This is a genomic window from Hylemonella sp. P2_B10 (assembly GCF_056404875.1).
Window position 1 is genome coordinate 859401 of record NZ_JBFUDE010000002.1, and the last position, 17744, is coordinate 877144.

Sequence of the window (17744 nt, forward strand, 5' to 3'; positions counted from 1 at the left end):
GGCCATGCCGCGCCTGACCCAAGCCCCCAATCTGGTGATTGCCACGCTGTGGGCTGACGCGCTGGCCCAGCAGGGCATTGCTGCCAGCGTGCAGCGGCAGTACCTGGGCAGCGCGGCCGGCCAACTGCCACCCGACCAGTGCCTGCCCGAGGTGTGGATCACCCACCAGGAGCAGGAAGAGCGGGCGCGCACGCTGTTGCATGACCTGCAGCACGTGCCTCAGCACCGCTGGTTCTGCGTTTGCGGCGAGCTGGTGGAAGGCGGTTTCGAGCAGTGTTGGCAGTGCGGCGCCTGGATGCCGCGCTGACCCTGCGGTGCGCCGGTTCAGGGCGTAGCGCTGACCTGTAAGACCAGCGGGCGTTTGCCACCACCACCGGGTTTGCTGGCCCAGCCCCCCACGTAGAAGCGGCCGGCATTGTCGCGGGTGACCGAACCGTACAACAACACGTTGCGCAAGTCCTTCAGATCCAGGTCGAAAGCCGACGCATGGCGGGTGGCCAGGTCAAACACCACCCACTTGAACTGGCCGTCGCGCGAAGCCACGCCGGCCAGCAAGTTGCCGCCGGTGAAAGTGAACAGAGACGAGGCATAAGACTCCCCGTCCGGGTGGAACCAGCCCACCGGCATCAGCTTGGCAGCGCCCGCCGGCGCTGGCTGGATGGCGTACAGGTAGCCGGTATGGGTCGTGAAAACGATGCGGCCGTCGGCCAGATACGCCAGACCGACGATGCCGTGGTTGCCGGCCGGTTTTTCCTTGCCAAAGTAGTGCTCCATGGGCGTAGCGGCCACCACTTGCAGCCGTTCGTCATACTCGACCAGATCGGCGCGCGGACCGCCCTGCTCCGGCCCCAGCACACGCGGCACGTAAACGTGGCCGTTGCCGTCGGCCAGCAGGTTGCGCGAGATGTGGCCGGCCGGTGCGCCCACCGCCAGCTTGCGGATGGTGCCGGTTTGGCTGTCGTATTGGTACAGCATGTGCCCCCAATAGCCCAGCGCGTAGATGTACCGGCCGCCGGCCGCCACGGCGACCAGCGCCTCAGGCGCGGCCAGCAGATGCTGCCAGGCACCGCCTTGCGGATCCACCCGCCAAAGGTGGCCGCCCCAGCGCGGATTGACCCCGTTGCTGGCACTTTCCCCCTCCTCGTCCATGGAGGTGAAATACAGCTTGCCATCGTCGGCCGGCACGATTTTCGAATGGATCTTGTCCTGGCCCGCACCGGCCGTGTGCAAGCCTGCTGACTGCAACTGCTGCACCACCGCACCCTGGTCCTGCCATTGGTCCTTTGCCGGGTCATAGCGCATCAAATGCGCGCTCATACCGTCGTGGGACGCCGAGACACCCACCCAAATGGCACCGGCGTCATCCCGTCCGGTCGCGCCCCACACACTGGTGGCGTCGGCGAACGGGGGCAGTTGGAGTTCGCGCACCAGCGGAGCCTGGAAGGGATTCTTGGGTGGCGGCAGGTAGCGGCTGCCGGTGCGCAAATCCATGGTCCGCAACGGCGCGCCCCCACTGGCCGACATCGCTGGCGGCGAGCCGGTGACACCGCGGTAAAACAGGAAGCCCGCGCCCACCACCGCCGCCAATACCGCTACAACGGCCAGCATGGCGCCCACCAGCACGGCTTTACCACCGCCACGCCGGCTGGCCGGCGCCTGCCGCCCGCGCTGCCCGGGATGGTTCATGGCGATCGGTGCAAGCGCGGCGCTGACAGCAGCGCCAGGTGTTCCTCGATCAAGGGCACCAGATGCCGCGCGCCAGGCGGCATGGGTGCGGCCAGCATCGCCTTTTGCAACTGCTGCAAATCCTTGACGCTGGGGGCCACCTTGATCTGGGCCAAAGCCGCGTCCACGTTGCCGCCCTTGATCAGTGCCATGACCTTGGGCGCCCAGTCGCTGGAGCGGGGTTTGGATTTCATCGCCCCCATTGTGCCCGCATCGCCGAAGCCGCGAGAATAGCGGCAGCGAAAACAGCGGCGCCACTTCGGCCACCGCACTCACTTTGCCCTGAGGAGTCTTAGATGAAATCGCCAATCAACCGCCTGTTGCTGGCGCTGGCCATCCTGCTTGGCGTAACGCTGGCGCGGGCCGCGCCCAACAGCGCCTACAGCGAAGCGGTGGTGCCAGCCTCGGCCCAGGACGCCTGGAACGCCTTCACCACCAAGGAGGGCATGGAGTCTTGGATGGTGGCCAAGGCCGAGGTGGATTTCCGCCTGGGCGGCTTGCTGCGCACCCGCTACGCGGCCGATGGCCCAATAGGCGACGACGCCACCATCGACAACCAGCTGCTGAGCTATGACCCGCTGAAGATGTATTCCATGCGCATCGCCAAGCCACCCAAGGGTTTTCCGTTCCCGACGGCGTGGAAGCCGGTGTGGTCGGTGGTTTATTTCGAACCGCTGGGGCCCAACAGCACCAAGGTGTCCATCCACATGCTGGGTTACACCGACGACGAGGAATCACAAAAGATGCGTGAATTCTTCCTGCGCGGCAACCAGTACACGCTGGACAAGCTGGCGGCAAAGTTCAAGCCCAAATAGCCGGGTCCGACCCGCGTCACCACCTGGACCGATGGTCCTCGGTCACCCCCAGCAGCCGCGTCACCGGCCTTTCAGGTGCGTCCGGCGACGCCTTCACCCAGCCGGAAAAGTGGCCTATGGGCTGCACGTAGTGGCTGGACGCCACCAGCAGGTTCTTGGTCTCGGCGCGCAGGCCTTCGGGGACGAAGTTCAGGCTCAGCAGGCCGTCGTCGGTGGACACCCGCCACGACGCCAGCGGACGGGCCCGGTCGTATTCGAACAGTGCGGCGCCCAGCTTGATCAACCGGCCGTCCAGCCACAGCACGTTCTCATGTTCGGCAAAGTAGCCCTGCTGCAGGTTGAAGCCCAGTTCCGGGCTGTGCGCGCTGGCCCATTTCCAGGCCGTATGGCGGGCCAGCAGGCCGTTGGAGTAGTCCAGCGACGCCGTGGCACCGGCCAGGTCAAACACCCGTCCACGCGCTTGCAGGCTGCCGCTGACGCGCAATGCCGACGACTTTTGCGTGCCGTGCGCGCAGCCGCCCCGCCCTATCGGGCCTAACGCCAGCAGCATGGGCGCGGCGTCGCTGGCGTCCAGTTCGGCGTCAAGCCTGAGTTTGCGGGCCGTCACCGTCAACTGGTACCGCTTTGGCCCGGTGACGGTGAACGCCATGTGCAGACCCGGCGCGCCAAAACGTGATGCGCTGCCCTCACCCAGGCCATCGGCCACGCGGGCGCCCCAACCCGGCCAGCCGGTGCGGCTGACATTGGCCAGCAGCCGTCGCGCGCCACGGTCGAACGCGTAAGCGAACGCCGTGCTGGTCCAGCCCAGGTCCACGATGGCCACGCCGACGAAAACCTCGTCGTTGCCCACGGCCACATACTGCCAACGCTTGTGATGGAACCGGTGCCACAGCGCCGAGCGCTGGAATTCCCCCGTCATGCCGCGCCAGTCGAACACGGGCAGCAACCCGGCGTAGCAGCCGGTGGCCGGCTGACCGTCCAGCACATTGGCCGCTGGCGGCGCGCCAAGCACCTGGGTTGAATTCTCGTACACCCGCCCTCCTCATTTGCCTTGTAATTCGCGCCATGGTAGCGGATGCCTTGGCGTACGGGTACTAGTCCGCAGGGGCCCCCGCCTCAAACCAGCGCTTGATCTGCACCCGCTCTGCATCGGTGATGCCGGTGGCGTTGTTCAAGGGCATGACCTTGGTCACCACCACCTGCTGGTACAGCGCCTGCGCATGCGTCGTCACGCCAGCGGGCGTGTCCAGCCGCACGTTCTTCATCTGCACCTGTTCGCCGTGGCACATGTAGCAACGCTGGGCCAGGATGGGCTGCACGCTGGCGTAAGTCACCGGGGCGGCCTTGGCGGTGCTGACCGCTACCCCTTCACCCCTGGGCGCCAGCGCCACCACAACGACCGCCAGCAACGCCACCCCGACCAGCGCATACGGCAGCGGGTTGGGCAGCAGACCCAGCTTGTAGCGGTGCCGGGCGACGAAGAACTGGCGTATCGCCGCGCCGGCGGCCATCATGGCCAGCAGCACCAGCCAGTTGTGCGGGTGGCTGTAGGTGAAGCTGTAATGGCCGCTGAGCATGGAAAACAGCACCGGCAGCGTGAAGTAGGTGTTGTGCACGCTGCGCTGCTTGCCGCGTATGCCGTGCACCGGGTCCAGCGGCTGGCCGGCGCGCAGGGCCGCCACGTTCTTGCGCTGGCCGGGGATGATCCACGCGAACACGTTCAGGCTCATGGACGTGGCCATCATCGCCCCCACCAGCACGAAAGCGGCGCGGCCGGCAAACAACTGGCAGGCCAGCCAGGCCGCCCCGGCCACCAGCAGGGCCACCAGCGCGCCCACCACCCGGTCACGCTGGCCAAACAGGCGGCAGATGCCGTCGTACAGCAGCCAGAACACCGCCAGGAAGGCCAGCGCCGCCACCACGGCGGCCGGGCCGGACCAGTCCATGCGCGATTTGTCGATCAGGTAGGTGCTCGGGTTCCACAGGTAGCTGACCGACAGCAGCGCAAAACCGCTGAGCCAGGTGGAATAGCTCTCCCAGTAGGACCAGTGCAGGTGCTCGGGCAGCACTTTGGGGCCCAGCAGGTATTTTTGCGAGTTGTAGAAGCCGCCACCATGCACTGCCCACAGCTCGCCGCCCACGCCCTTGTCTTTCGATTCCTTGTCCTTGGGCGGCTCCAGGCTGCTGTCCAGCATGACGAAATAGAACGACGCGCCTATCCAGGCGATGGCGGTGATGACGTGCAGCCAGCGCAGCAGCAGGTTGGCCCAGTCGAGGAGGTAGCTTTCCATTTTTTATCGTGTGGTCAGGTTTTTCTCGCAACAGCCCAAGTGTAGGGACAAGCCCAGCGTCCGCAGCAGGACAGGCAGATTCCGTGCCAGTCCTTGCCCCCACGGTTGCCCACTGCGTGGAGCGGCCCGGCGGAGGTTTATTTCGCCAGCGGCAAGCTCAACAACTGCGCCGCCACCGCCACGGCAATCACCTCCGGCTGTTTGCCGGCTATGCCGGGCAGGCCTATCGGGCAGGTCACCTGCGCCAGTTCGGGCTCGCTGAAGCCGCGCGCGCGCAACCGGCTCTTGAAGGTGGCCCACTTGGTCTTGCTGCCAATCAGGCCGATGAAGGGCAGGTCGCCGTGCAGGCGCTGGCGCAGCAGGCAGGCGGCCACCACGTCCAGGTCCTCGGCGTGGCTGAAGCTCATCACCAGCACCTGCGAACCCGGCACCAGCCCAGGCACGGCCGCCTGCACCGGGTCGGAATGCTCGCACAGCACATGCGGAGGCACCTGCTGCGGAAAGATCTCGTCGCGGCTGTCCACCCACAGCACCTGCATGGGCAGGTTGCCCAGCACGTTGACCAAGGCCTTGCCCACGTGACCGCCGCCGAACAAGGCCACCGGCTGCAACGGGCGCAGCAGTCGCTGACGCAGCGCCGGCAGGTCCGCCGCATCAACCCGCTCGTAACGCAGGAACATCTCACCACCGCAGCACTGGCCCAGGCTGGGCCCCAGTGCATAGCGCAGCACCGGTTCGCCTGCGTGGCCTGCCAGCCGCCGCCGCGCCTCCCCGATGGCGGCAAACTCCACCTGGCCGCCGCCCACCGTGCCCAGCACCTCGCCATCTGCGAGCACGGCCATCCAGGCACCCACCTCACGCGGCGCGGAGCCGCCCACCTGCACCACGCTGACCAGCATGGCCGATTCGCGCGTCAGGCGCTGCAACAAAAACGCTTCCAATCTCACACGCGGATACCTTTTCTCACCAATGCTCGCAGACAGCAGCGCCGCAAGCCACCAGAATCGCCCCTGCAGAGCCGCGGCGCCGGCTCATGCGGACTGCCCCCAGCCCGCATGGGCTGGCAGCCAAGGCCGCACAAGCATTTCTTTTTTCAACCCCCAGTTTTACACTGCTTGCACATTGTGCGGGCAACAACAACCTGAGCCTGTGCTTGCCACCCGGCAGCCCGGACCCGGAGGAGACACTTGAGCCATCCAGAAGGACACCAGGCGGGTCTGCGCCCACCCGCTTCAGCGCGCCTGCGCCAGCCGTTGCACCTGGGCTGGCGCCTGGGCCTGCGCGCTGGCCTGCTGGCCGCCCTGTCGGCGTGTACCATCAACCCCAAGGCGCCGCCGGCGCCCGCCCCTGCCCCAACCGCCAACCCAACCGTCGTGCCATCCCCCGCGCCCACGCCCGCGCCGGCCACAAAGCCGGCGCCCAGCCTGTCCACCGCTGCCACGCCGCGCGCCTACCGGCTGGACGCGGCCAGCCACCTGTACCAGCGCTATGACGGCCGGATCTTCCGCGGCAAGCTGCCGCCCATGCTGTATGCCATTGGCGTGCTGCAGGTGGACGTGAATGCCCAAGGCCAGGTCACCGGCACCAGTTGGATGCGCGCACCCAGCCATGCACCGCAAGTGGTCGCCGAGATCGAGCAGATGGTGCGCCAGGCCGCGCCCTACCCGGTGCCCATACGCATGGGCAAGGTCACCTACACGGACACCTGGCTGTGGCACAAGAGCGGCAAGTTCCAGCTGGACACGCTGACCGAGGGGCAACTCTAAGCCAGAAGGCGGGGCGCCATGCGCACTCGCCGATAATGGCGAGATGTCCCAGCCGTCCGCCTCTCAGAACACCGCCACCCCGCTGACCTACGACCAGGCTGGCGTCAACTACGACCTGATCGACCCGCTGAAAGTGGCCGCGCAGCGTGCCGCCGCGCAGACCGGCGCCCACCTGGCCAGCCACGGCTTTGCCGAAGTGGCCGCCTCGCGCGGCGAGTCGGCCTATGTGGTGGACGTAGGCCCCATGTACCTGGCCAGCATTGTCGAATGCCTGGGTACCAAGACGCTGGTGGCCGACGACATGGCCAAGCTGACCGGCAACAGCTATTACGACGGCATTGCCCAGGACACCATCGCCATGGCGGTGAACGACCTCATCACCGTCGGCGCCACGCCGCTGGTGGTGCAGGCCTACTGGGCCGCCGGCGGCTCCGACTGGTTTGGCGACGCCCAGCGGGCCCAGGCCCTGGTGGCCGGCTGGAAGAAGGCTTGCGACATCTGCCAGGTGGCCTGGGGCGGTGGCGAAACGCCGGCGCTGGCCGGCATCGTGGCCGACGGCCGGGTGGATCTGGCGGCCTCGTGCACCGGCATCATCAGCCCCAAGAGCCGCCTGTCGGTGGGCGACAAACTGGCGGCGGGCGACGCCATCGTGCTGCTGGCTTCCAGCGGCATCCATGCCAACGGCCTGTCGCTGGCGCGCAAGCTGGCCGAGCGGCTGCCGCAAGGCTACCTGACGCCATTGCCGAATGACCCCAAGGGCCAGACCTACGGCGAAGCGCTGCTGGCCCCCACCACGCTGTATTCACCGGTGACCGAGGCGCTGGCCCAGGCCGGCATTCACCCGCACTACTGCGCCAACGTCACCGGCCACGGCTGGCGCAAGCTGTTGCGCCACCCCAAGGCGCTGACCTACCGCATCACCGCGCTGCCCGAAGTGCCCGCCGTGCTGGCCTTCATGCAGCGCGAATGCCAGCTGGACGATGCCGAGGCCTACGGCACGCTGAACATGGGTGCCGGCTTTGCGCTCTATCTAAAGGCCGAGGATGCCGAGCGCACGGTACAAATTGCCCAGGGCCTGGGCATACCGGCGCTGGTGGCCGGGCGGGTGGAAGACGGCCCGAAGCAGGTCGTCATCGAACCGCTGAACCTGCGCTACGGCGCCGAAGAGCTGCAGCTGCGTTGAACCCGTTGCGGCCTCACGAACCCCGATAGGTCGAATAGCTCCACGGGCTGACCACCAGCGGCACATGGTAGTGCTGGTCGGTGTGAGCGACGCCGAAATCGATGCTGACGCGGTTCAGGAAATTCGGCTCCGGCAGGCTGACACCGCAGCCGGCGAAATACGCGGCCACATCGAACACCAGCCGGTAGGTGCCCACCTTCAGGCTGGCGTTGTCGTACAACGGGCCATCGGGGTTGCGGCCGTCGGCATTCAGCACGAACTGCTTCACCAGCGTGGCCTGCTCGCCCACCGTGGTGTACAAGGCCACGGCCATGCCCGCCGCCGGTGTGCCGTGCATGGTGTCCAGTACGTGTGTGCTCAAGCCCATGGCGATCCATCCTTCCTGCTGTTGACAAGCTGCATCTGTGCCGGGTGGCATGACTGTTGCTCGTGCCCAGTTTAGCGAACCCACCACCGCCGCCACGCCGGTATCATCCTCCCATGAGCAGCTACGACAGCACAGCACCCTATCCGCGCGACCTGAAAGGCCATGGCAAGCACCCGCCGCATGCCCAATGGCCGGGCAAGGCCCGGGTGGCGGTGCAGTTCGTGCTGAACTTTGAAGAAGGCGGCGAGAACAGCGTGCTGCATGGCGACGCCGGCTCGGAGCAGTTCCTGTCCGAAATGTTCAACCCCGCCAGCTACCCGGCCCGCCACATCAGCATGGAGGGCATTTACGAGTACGGCGCGCGCGCCGGCGTGTGGCGCATCCTGCGCGAGTTCGAAAAGCGCCAACTGCCGCTGACGGTGTTCGGCGTCAGCATGGCCCTGCAGCGCTGTCCGGAGGTGACGGCCGCCTTTGTGGAGCTGGGCCACGAGATCGCCTGCCACGGCTGGCGTTGGATCCACTACCAGGGCCTGGACGAAAGCACCGAGCGCGAGCACATGCGCATCGGCATGCTGATCATCGAGCAGATGACCGGCCAGCGCCCCCTGGGCTGGTACACCGGCCGCGACAGCCCCAACACGCGCCGCCTAGTGGCCGACTACGGCGGCTTCGAGTACGACAGCGACTACTACGGCGACGACCTGCCGTTCTGGATGAAGGTGCAGCGCACCGATGGCCAGGTGGTGCCGCAGCTGATCGTGCCCTACACGCTGGACTGCAACGACATGCGCTTTGCGCTGCCGCAGGGCTATTCGCATGCAGACCCGTTCTTCCAGTACCTGAAAGACACGTTTGATGCGCTCTATGCAGAGGGTGACGAGGCGCCCAAGATGATGAGCGTGGGCATGCACTGCCGCCTGCTGGGCCGGCCCGGGCGCATCACCGCGCTGCAGCGCTTCCTGGACCACATCGCCCAGCACGACCGCGTGTGGGTCTGCAAGCGGCTGGACATCGCCCGGCACTGGCGCCAGACACACCCATTCCAGGAATGAACATGGCCGCATTGACGCTGGATTTCCTGAACACCGCGCCGCCCAACGAGGCCGCGCAGGCGCTGGACGGCCTGTACGAGCATTCGCCGTGGATCGTCGAGCAGGCGCTGGCCCAGCGCCCCTTCGTGTCGCTGGCCGCCTTCAAGCACGCCTGCGTGCAGGCGCTGGCCGCCGGCAGCCGCGACGCGAAGCTGGCGCTGATACGCGCCCACCCCGAATTGGCCGGCAAGGCGATGGTGGACAACACGCTGACCGCCGAGTCCACGCTGGAGCAAAGCAAAGCTGGCCTCACGCGCTGCACGCCGGAAGAGTTCGCCAAACTGCACGCGCTGAATGCCGACTACAACGCCAAGTTCGGCTTCCCCTTCATCCTGGCGGTGCGCGGGCCGCGCGGCACGGGCCTGGCCAAGGGCGAGATCACCGCCACGTTTGAGCGCCGCCTGCACAACCCCGAGGCGTTCGAGTTCGCCGAGTGCCTGCGCAACATCCACCGCATCGCTGAAATCCGGCTGAATGAGAAATTCGGCCATGTGCCCGAGGCCGGCAACCAGGTGTGGGACTGGCAGGAAGACCTGGCCCGCCACAGCGACCCTGGCTTTGCCGAGCAAGGCCAGCTCACCGTCACCTACCTGACGGCCGCGCACCGCGCGTGTGCCGCCGACATTGCCCAAACCATGAAGGACTGCGGCTTTGACGACGTGGCCGTGGACGCCGTAGGCAACGTGGTGGGCCGCTACCACGGCGCGACGCCAGATGCCAAGGCGCTGCTGACCGGCAGCCATTTTGATACCGTGCGCAACGCCGGCAAGTACGACGGCCGCCTGGGCATCTATGTGCCGATCGCTTCCGTGCAGGCGCTGCACCGGGCCGGCAAGCGCCTGCCATTCGCCATCGAGGTGGTGGGCTTCTCGGAAGAAGAGGGCCAGCGCTACCCGGTCACCTTCCTGGGTTCCAGCGCGCTGACAGGCGAGTTCAAGCAGGACTGGCTGGACCAGCAGGACGCCGAAGGCATCACGCTGCGCGACGCCATGCGCGATGCCGGCTTCGACTTGACGACGTTGGCTTCGTTGAAGCGCGACCCGGCGCGCTACCTCGGCTTTGTGGAGGTGCACATCGAGCAAGGGCCGGTGCTGAACGCGTTGGATATCCCGCTGGGCATCGTCACCTCCATCAACGGCAGCCTGCGCTATGCAGGTGAGTTCATAGGCACCGCCAGTCACGCCGGCACCACGCCCATGGGCCAGCGGCACGACGCCGCGCTGGCCGCCGCCGAGCTGGCGCTGTATGTGGAGCGCCGCGCCGCCCACGACGGCGACTCGGTGGGCACCATGGGCATGCTGCAGGTGCCCAACGGCTCCATCAACGTGGTGCCTGGGCGAGCACGCTTCAGCCTGGACCTGCGCGCGCCCAACGACGCGCAGCGCGACGCGTTGGCAGAGGATGTACTGGCCGAACTGAGGGCCATCTGCGACAAACGCTGTGTGCGCCACACGCTGCAGGAAACCCTGCGCGCCAGCGCCGCCCCCAGCGCGCCCGCCTGGCAGCAGCGCTGGGAGACCGCCGTGGCCTCTGTGGGCGTGCCCTTGCACCGCATGCCCAGCGGCGCCGGGCACGACGCCATGAAGCTGCACAACGTGATGCCGCAGGCCATGCTGTTCGTGCGCGGCTTGAATTCCGGCATCAGCCACAACCCGCTGGAGTCCACCACCAGCGACGACATGCAACTGGCGGTAGACACCTTCACGGCGCTGCTGAACCAGCTGTCCCAAGAACAACAACCCTGACCTCATGAGCGACTACGACAAACTGGATGCGTGGATAGACGCCCACTTCGACGAGCAGGTGCGCTTCCTGCAAGCGCTGGTGCGCGTGCCCACAGATACGCCACCGGGCAACAACGCGCCGCATGCCGAGCGCACCGCCGAACTGCTGGCAGAGATGGGCATTGCGGCGGAGAAGCATCCGGTGCCGGCCGCCGAGGTGGCCGCCTACGGCATGCAGTCCATCACCAACCTGATCGCGCGCCGAAAGTACGGCGACGGCGGCCCCACGGTGGCGTTGAACGCGCATGGCGACGTGGTGCCGCCCGGCGAAGGCTGGCAGCATGACCCGTATGGCGGCGAGATCGAAGGCGGTTGCCTGTACGGCCGCGCATCGGCGGTCAGCAAATCCGACTTCGCCACCTTCACCTTTGCCTTGCGCGCGCTGGAGTCGCTGAACGCGCCGCTGAAGGGCGGCGTCGAGCTGCACTTCACCTACGACGAGGAGTTCGGCGGCGAGCTGGGCCCCGGTTGGCTGCTGCGCCAGGGGCTGACCAAGCCCGATCTGATGATCGCCGCCGGCTTCAGCTACGAGGTGGTCACCGCCCACAACGGCTGCCTGCAGATGGAGGTGACGGTGCACGGCAAGATGGCGCACGCGGCCATCCCGCACACCGGCGTGGACGCGCTGCAGGCCACGACCAAAATCCTCAGCGCGCTGTACGCGCAAAACACGCTGTACCAGTCCGTCACCTCCCAGGTGGCGGGCATCAAGCACCCCTACCTGAATGTGGGGCGCATCGACGGCGGCACCAACACCAACGTGGTGCCCGGCAAGGTGGTGTTCAAGCTGGACCGCCGCATGATCCCCGAAGAAGACCCGGTGGCCGTGGAGGCCAGCGTGCGCCAGGTGATTGCAGACGCTGCCGCGCAATGCCCAGGCATCACGGTGGAGATACGCCGGTTGCTGCTGGCCCAGTCCATGCGGCCGTTGCCGGGCAACCGGCCTTTGGTGGATGCGATCCAGAAGCATGGCCAGGCCGTTTTCGGCGAGCCCATCCCCGCCATGGGCACGCCGCTGTACACCGACGTGCGCCTGTATGCCGCCGCCGGCATTCCCGGTGTGATCTACGGCGCCGGCCCACGCACGGTGCTGGAATCACATGCCAAGCGCAACGACGAACGGCTGGTGCTGGAAGACCTGCGCCGCGCCACCCAAGTGATCGCCCGCACGCTGCGCGACCTGCTGGGCTGATGCGCGCTGTCCAACCCGGCTTCATCTGCGTGAAGGGCCTCTGAACCATGGTGTGGCACGCCAAGCTGGCGCTGGACTACACCCAGCAAGACGGCCGTACTGTGGCGCATTTCGCGCACGACGGGCCGCTGCGCATCCTGCGCAGCCTGTACCCGCAGGGCCCTGCGATCTGCCACAACGTGCTGGTGCACCCGCCCAGCGGCCTGGTGGGTGGCGACACGCTGGACATACGCGTCACCGGCGCACAGGGCTCACATGGGTTGATCAGCACGCCAGGCGCGGCGCGCTTCTACCTGTCTGACGGGCTCCCCGCTCGCCAGCACACCGCCATCAAACTGGAGCACGGCGCGCGCCTGGAATGGCTGCCCATGGAGACCCTCCTCTACAACGGCTGCCTGGCAGAAAACCAGTTGCTGATGGACCTGGCGCCCGGCGCCGAGCTGCTGGGCTGGGACATCACCGCGCTGGGCCTGCCCCACGCCAACCAGCCTTTCACCCGCGGCCGCTTCACCCAGCACATCGCGCTGCAAGGCCGTTGGCTGGAGCGCGGCCTGCTGGACGCCACCGACAAGCGGCTGATGGACGGCGCCTGCGGCCTGGCCGGCCACCGCTGCATGGCCACGCTGTTTTTTGCCAGCGGCAGCCCACTGACCCGGGCGCGGCGCGCCCAGGCTCTGGAACTGGCACGCCAGTGCATCAACGACCATGGCGGCACAGGGGCCGAGGTCACCACGGCGGCCACCAGCCCCAATGACCAGGTGCTGGTGTTGCGCGCGCTCAGCCCGGTGGTGGAGCCGGCCATGCAGTTGCTGCGCCAGGTCTGGGCCGCGTGGCGCACCGAGTTGTGGGCCATTGCCGGCACGCCGCCGCGCATCTGGGCGCTGTAAGTGGCGATTTTGCGGGCGCTTGGTGCTACCATTTTTGATTTGCCAGCCTCGCCCAAACTTTCATGATCGACAAGGAAGAAGACTTGTTCGCCAGCATGGCGCTGGTGGTGGACGGCAACCCCATCACCCGCTCCATCCTGGTGTCGCAACTGCGTGACTTCGGCGTCAGCAGCGTGGTGCAGTGCTCGCGCCTGTTCGACGCCCGGCGCCACCTGGAAAACCGCAAGTTTGACGTCGTGCTGTGCGAACACCACTTCGAGCATGAACGCAGCACCGGCCAGGACCTGCTGGACGACCTGCGGCGCAACCAGTTGCTGCCGTTTTCCACCATCTTCATCATGATCACCGCCGAAGCCACCTATGCCAAGGTGGCGGAGGCGGCCGAGTCCGCGCTGGACGGCTACCTGCTCAAGCCCCACACCGCCAGCAACCTGGGCGAGCGGCTGCGCCAGGCACGCGCACGCAAGATATCCCTGCAGGACATCTTCGCCGCCATCGAGGCGGAAGAATTTGAGACCGCCGCCGGCCTGTGCCAACAGCGCTTCGCGTCGCGTGGCCGCTTCTGGCTGTACGCCGCGCGCGTGGGCGCCGAGCTGCTGCTGCGGCTGGGCGAATTCGAGCAGGCGCAGGCCATGTACGAGGCCGTGGTGGCCGCCAAGACGCTGCCCTGGGCCCGGCTGGGCATTGCGCGCGCGCAACTGGACTCCGGCCAGGCGGTGTCTGCCGTCGGCCTGCTGGAAAACCTGATCAGCGAGGACCCCAGCTTTGCCGACGCCTACGACGTGCTGGGCCGGGCCCAGTTCGAACTGGGTCGCTTCGACCAGGCGCTGGCCACCTACAAGATGGCCGCCGAACTGACGCCCGCCTCCGTCAGCCGCCTGCAGAACCTGGGCATGATCAGCTTCTATGCCGGTGACCGCCAACAGGCCGAGAAAGTGCTGGAACGCGCCACCACGCTGGGCCTGGGCTCCAAGCTGTTTGACTGCCAGTCGCTGGTGCTGCTGGCCTTTGCCCGACTGGAGAACGGCGACCGCAAGGGCTTGCAGCGCTGCCGCGAGGACTTCGTGCGCCTGCTGGAACGCAACCCCGACAGCACGCGCCTGCAGCGGCTGGCCGGCATCGTGGAGACGCTGTCGCTGATACAAAGTGCCCAGTTCGCCAAGGCGGTGGAGGCGGTGCGCCAGCAGACGCGGGCCATCTCCCAGCCCGATTTCGATTTTGAATCGGCCAGCAACCTGCTGGCCCTGCTGGCGCAACTGGCCCAGCACGCCATCCAGCTCGACGACGTGGAGGCCAGCGTGGACACGCTGGCCCTGCGCTTTTGCACCAGCCGCCCGCTGGCCGAGTTGCTGGCGGGCGCCTGCGCCATCCACCCCCCGTATGCCGAACGCGTGCGCAACGGCAACGCCCAGGTGCTGAAGCTGACCGAGGCCGCCGTGGCACTCAGCCTGGCCGGCGACCCGCGCGCCGCCGCCATGGACCTGCTGCAGCACGGCAAGGCCACGCTGAACACCAAGATGCTGGAAACCGCTTTCCTGGTGCTGCAGCGTTACACCGCCAAGATCAGCGATGCGGCCGATCTGATCGCCAAGGTGCAGGCGCTGCGCAACCAGTACAGCGGCCACGCCAGCCGCCCCGGCATGGCGGACACCAAGCGCCAGGCCGGTGGACTGACGTTGCGCACCGGCGTCAAACCCAAGGCCACAAAGCCGACTGCCACGCCGGGCTGATACTTTCCGGTACCATTTGGCCATAGGGTGACATAAGGGCGCGCCAGGGACGCCCCGGATACGGGTCTTGACAAAATTTCATGAGTGAACTTCGAGCGCTGCTGTTGACCGATGTGGTGGACAGCACCAAGCTGTCCGAGCGCCTGGGCGATGACGCCATGGCCGAGGTGTGGGCCAACCACGACCGCGTGGCACGTGACCTGCTGCCGACCTGGCGCGGCCGCGAGATCGACAAGACCGACGGCATGCTGCTGCTGTTTGACGAGTCCAGCGACGCCATCCACTACGCTTTGGCCTACCACCAGGCCCTGGAAAACCTGCCGGTGCCGCTGAAGGCGCGCGCGGGCCTGCACCTGGGCGCGGTCATCCTGCGCGAGAACAGCGCCGACGACGTGGCGCGTGGCGCCAAGCCGCTGGAGGTGGATGGTCTGGTCAAGCCCACGGCAGCGCGGGTGATGTCGCTGGCCCAGGGTGGGCAGACGCTGATCACCGAAGAGGCGCGCCAGGGCTTGGGCAAGACCGAGTTGAAGCTGGAGTCGCACGGGCACTGGATGATGAAGGGCGTGTCCGACCCGCTGGAGCTGTTCGAGGTCGGCGAGGAAGGCCGGCGCATGACGGCGCCGCCGGACAGCGAAAAGGTGTTCCGCGTGATCCGCAAGGGCGACTGGTGGATGCCGGTGAAGGACATCCCCAACAACCTGCCGCACCAGGCCACATCCTTTGTCGGCCGCGAGAAGGAGATCGACGACGTCAAGACCCTGCTGGGCAGCGCGCGGCTGGTCACGCTGCTGGGCATGGGAGGGCTGGGCAAGACGCGCCTGTCTCTGCAGGCGGCGACGGAGCTGATCCACAAGTTCCCCGATGGCGTCTGGTTCCTGGACCTGTCACCCATCAGCGACCCCGCCCTGGCCTTGAGCGAAGTGGCCCAGGTGCTGGGCGTGCGCGAGGAGCCAGACCGGCCGTTGATACAGACCGTGTGCGCCCACCTGAAGGACAAGCACGCGCTGCTGATCTTCGACAACTGCGAGCACCTGATCAAGCCCGCGGCGGACATGACCCACGCGGTGGCCAAGGCCGCGCCCCATGTGCGCATGGCCGCCAGCAGCCGCGAGGCCTTGCGCATCCCCGGCGAACGGGCCTACCCCATCCTGCCGCTGCCGGTGCCCAGCCCGGGCGACAGCCTGGCCACGCTGAAACAGTCCACCGCCGTCGCGCTGTTCGTGGAGCGTGCCCAGGCGCACAAGCCTTCGTTCGAGCTGGACGAAGACAACGCAGCCGACGTGGCCACACTGGTGGCCCGGCTGGAAGGCATCCCATTAGCGCTGGAGCTGGCCGCAGCGCGCGTGCGCGCGCTGTCCATTGCCGACATCAACAAGCGGCTGAGCGACCGCTACAAGCTGCTGACCGGTGGTGCCCGTGTGCACCAGGAGCGCCAGCAGACGCTGCGCGCACTGGTGGACTGGTCTTACGACATGCTGCCGGACAACGAAAAGACGCTGTTGAACCGGCTGGCGGTGTTCAAGGGCGGCTGGGACATGGAAGCGGCCGAGGCCATTTGCGGCACCGATCCGCTGGATCCCATGGACGTGCTGGACCTGATGACATTCCTGGTGGAAAAGTCGCTGGTGATGATGGATGAGAGTGGCGACGAGACGCGCTACAAGATGCTGGAGACGATTCGCGACTATGCGAGAGAAAAGTTGGAAGGCAGTGGTGAGCTCGATGCGGTGGCGGCAGCGCATTGCGATCATTTTCTGACACTTGCCAAAGAGGTCAACAAGGGATTGCGAGGCGCCAAGCAAGGCCATTGGTTGGCACGCATGGAGCACGAAAACGACAACCTACGCACTGCGATGGAACTGGCCCGCAGCGGTCAGGTGGACCCCGTCATCAGCGTGAAGTTCGCCGTGGCCATGCAGGGGTTCTGGATATTGCGCGGCTACGCCACGGAAGGCCGCAACGCGATTCGCGCATCACTGGAATTGCCGGAAGTGCTGGCTCACGAAGCGGGCCATGCACATGCCTTGTATGTCGGTGCAGCCTTGGCGCAAATTCAGGGCGACTACGCGGAAGCAAGAGATCTGCTGGAGAAATGCCTGGCACTGAGGAAACATGGCGGCAACGCAGCAGAGATCGCCATGACCTTGTCCACTTTGGCCATGGCTCGCTTTTGCCTGGGTGATGTCGAACGGGCCCGCACTGACGACGAAGAAAGCCTGCAAATGTTCCGCGGCTGCAACCACCGCATCGGCGAAGCTACTGTTTTGCTTCACCTGGGACAGATCGACCTGCACGTGGGAGATCTGGAGCAGGCGCGCGTCCATGTAGAGCAATCACTGGCGGTGGCACGCGCCATCAAGCACCCGGAAACCGAAAGCGATTGTGAGTTGGCCCTAGGTGAGCTGGATTTTGGGCTGACCCAGGTTGCGTCCTCCCGGCAACATTTGCAGAAAGCCTTGAAGATCTGCCTGGATGCCAATGATCGACGTGGCGCGGCGACCGCCTTGTTGTGGCTGGGAAGGATCGACGTGCTGGAAAACCGCCTTGATCTGGCAAGCGAACGGTTCGCCGATGCATTGAGCGCATTCAACGCCTTTGAGATGCGAGAACAAATGCTAAGTTGCCTTGACGATTACGTGGAGCTTGCGCTGGCCTCACACGAAAACCATTCAGCGGTCCGCCTGGCCGCGTCCGTGACCACCTTGCGTCAACGCTTCAACCTGAAGCGTCCGGTAAAGAGTGAGGAGCATTGGCAAAAACAAGTGTTGAAGCTCCGCGGCGAACTCACCAATGAGGTCTTTGACGCCGCTTGGCAGGATGGAGAATCCTGGGAAGTAACCGATGCCATCAAGAACGCGTTGGCCTCATATCGTGACAAAAGCGTCGTCTAAAAAAAAGGCTGCCTGGTAGGCA

Annotated in this window: 16 protein-coding genes; 10 read left to right on the forward strand and 6 right to left on the reverse strand. The window is 66.4% G+C overall.

What is annotated here, in order from left to right:
• Window positions 1-4: 4 nt before the first annotated feature.
• Window positions 5-307, forward strand: coding sequence for a putative signal transducing protein (locus AC1DX2_RS11785; protein WP_477196531.1), 303 nt, complete (start codon window positions 5-7; stop codon window positions 305-307).
• A 17-nt stretch (window positions 308-324) separates the two neighbouring features.
• Here the strand turns inward: AC1DX2_RS11785 and AC1DX2_RS11790 are convergent, their stop codons facing one another.
• Together AC1DX2_RS11790 and AC1DX2_RS11795 are read right to left on the reverse strand one after the other, a co-directional pair.
• Window positions 325-1686, reverse strand: a complete 1362-nt coding sequence (locus tag AC1DX2_RS11790) for an NHL repeat-containing protein (RefSeq protein ID WP_477196532.1) — start codon at window positions 1684-1686, stop codon at window positions 325-327.
• Entirely contained in the window at window positions 1683-1919 is a 237-nt protein-coding gene (locus tag AC1DX2_RS11795) for a hypothetical protein (protein WP_477196533.1), read from the reverse strand. The genes AC1DX2_RS11790 and AC1DX2_RS11795 overlap by 4 nt, the downstream gene beginning before the upstream one ends.
• 102 nt (window positions 1920-2021) lie before the next feature.
• Here AC1DX2_RS11795 and AC1DX2_RS11800 point away from each other — a divergent pair, with 102 nt between their 5' ends.
• Window positions 2022-2540 (forward strand): SRPBCC family protein, encoded by a 519-nt coding sequence (locus AC1DX2_RS11800; protein ID WP_477196534.1) that lies wholly within the window; start codon window positions 2022-2024, stop codon window positions 2538-2540.
• 16 nt (window positions 2541-2556) lie between these two features.
• On the opposite strand, the gene AC1DX2_RS11805 is transcribed toward AC1DX2_RS11800, so the two are convergent.
• The 3 genes from AC1DX2_RS11805 to xdhC form a co-directional block, all read right to left on the reverse strand.
• Window positions 2557-3573 carry a DUF2804 domain-containing protein gene (locus tag AC1DX2_RS11805; RefSeq protein ID WP_477196535.1) on the reverse strand — a complete coding sequence of 339 codons (1017 nt, stop codon included), beginning with the start codon at window positions 3571-3573 and terminating at the stop codon, window positions 2557-2559.
• A 61-nt stretch (window positions 3574-3634) separates the two neighbouring features.
• The gene (locus AC1DX2_RS11810) at window positions 3635-4831 is read right to left on the reverse strand and encodes a urate hydroxylase PuuD (RefSeq protein WP_477196536.1); all 1197 of its coding nucleotides are present in this window, start codon (window positions 4829-4831) and stop codon (window positions 3635-3637) included.
• Window positions 4832-4968: 137 nt separating this feature from the next.
• On the reverse strand, window positions 4969-5730 hold the full coding sequence (gene xdhC / locus AC1DX2_RS11815) for a xanthine dehydrogenase accessory protein XdhC (protein WP_477196674.1): 762 nt from the start codon (window positions 5728-5730) through the stop codon (window positions 4969-4971).
• Between the two features lie 342 nt (window positions 5731-6072).
• Between xdhC and AC1DX2_RS11820 the strand changes: the two genes are divergently transcribed.
• A complete protein-coding gene (locus AC1DX2_RS11820; RefSeq protein ID WP_477196675.1) occupies window positions 6073-6597 on the forward strand; it encodes a hypothetical protein in 525 nt (174 codons plus the stop codon).
• Between the two features lie 43 nt (window positions 6598-6640).
• Window positions 6641-7780, forward strand: coding sequence for an AIR synthase-related protein (locus tag AC1DX2_RS11825; RefSeq protein WP_477196537.1), 1140 nt, complete (start codon window positions 6641-6643; stop codon window positions 7778-7780).
• A 13-nt stretch (window positions 7781-7793) separates the two neighbouring features.
• Here AC1DX2_RS11825 and uraH read toward each other — a convergent pair whose 3' ends face one another.
• Entirely contained in the window at window positions 7794-8147 is a 354-nt protein-coding gene (gene uraH / locus AC1DX2_RS11830; protein ID WP_477196538.1) for a hydroxyisourate hydrolase, read from the reverse strand.
• A 113-nt stretch (window positions 8148-8260) separates the two neighbouring features.
• Between uraH and puuE the strand changes: the two genes are divergently transcribed.
• The 6 genes from puuE (at window position 8261) to AC1DX2_RS11860 (ending at window position 17722) form a co-directional block, all read left to right on the forward strand.
• On the forward strand, window positions 8261-9199 hold the full coding sequence (gene puuE / locus AC1DX2_RS11835; protein ID WP_477196539.1) for an allantoinase PuuE: 939 nt from the start codon (window positions 8261-8263) through the stop codon (window positions 9197-9199).
• Window positions 9200-9201: 2 nt separating this feature from the next.
• Window positions 9202-10983: a 2-oxo-4-hydroxy-4-carboxy-5-ureidoimidazoline decarboxylase gene (gene uraD, locus AC1DX2_RS11840; RefSeq protein ID WP_477196540.1), complete on the forward strand. Its 1782-nt coding sequence runs from the start codon at window positions 9202-9204 to the stop codon at window positions 10981-10983.
• Between the two features lie 4 nt (window positions 10984-10987).
• Window positions 10988-12214: a M20 family metallopeptidase gene (locus AC1DX2_RS11845; RefSeq protein WP_477196541.1), complete on the forward strand. Its 1227-nt coding sequence runs from the start codon at window positions 10988-10990 to the stop codon at window positions 12212-12214.
• A 47-nt stretch (window positions 12215-12261) separates the two neighbouring features.
• On the forward strand, window positions 12262-13101 hold the full coding sequence (locus tag AC1DX2_RS11850) for an urease accessory protein UreD (protein WP_477196542.1): 840 nt from the start codon (window positions 12262-12264) through the stop codon (window positions 13099-13101).
• 62 nt (window positions 13102-13163) lie between these two features.
• On the forward strand, window positions 13164-14831 hold the full coding sequence (locus AC1DX2_RS11855) for a response regulator (RefSeq protein WP_477196543.1): 1668 nt from the start codon (window positions 13164-13166) through the stop codon (window positions 14829-14831).
• A gap of 80 nt (window positions 14832-14911) precedes the next feature.
• Window positions 14912-17722 carry an ATP-binding protein gene (locus tag AC1DX2_RS11860; protein ID WP_477196544.1) on the forward strand — a complete coding sequence of 937 codons (2811 nt, stop codon included), beginning with the start codon at window positions 14912-14914 and terminating at the stop codon, window positions 17720-17722.
• Window positions 17723-17744: the final 22 nt, after the last annotated feature.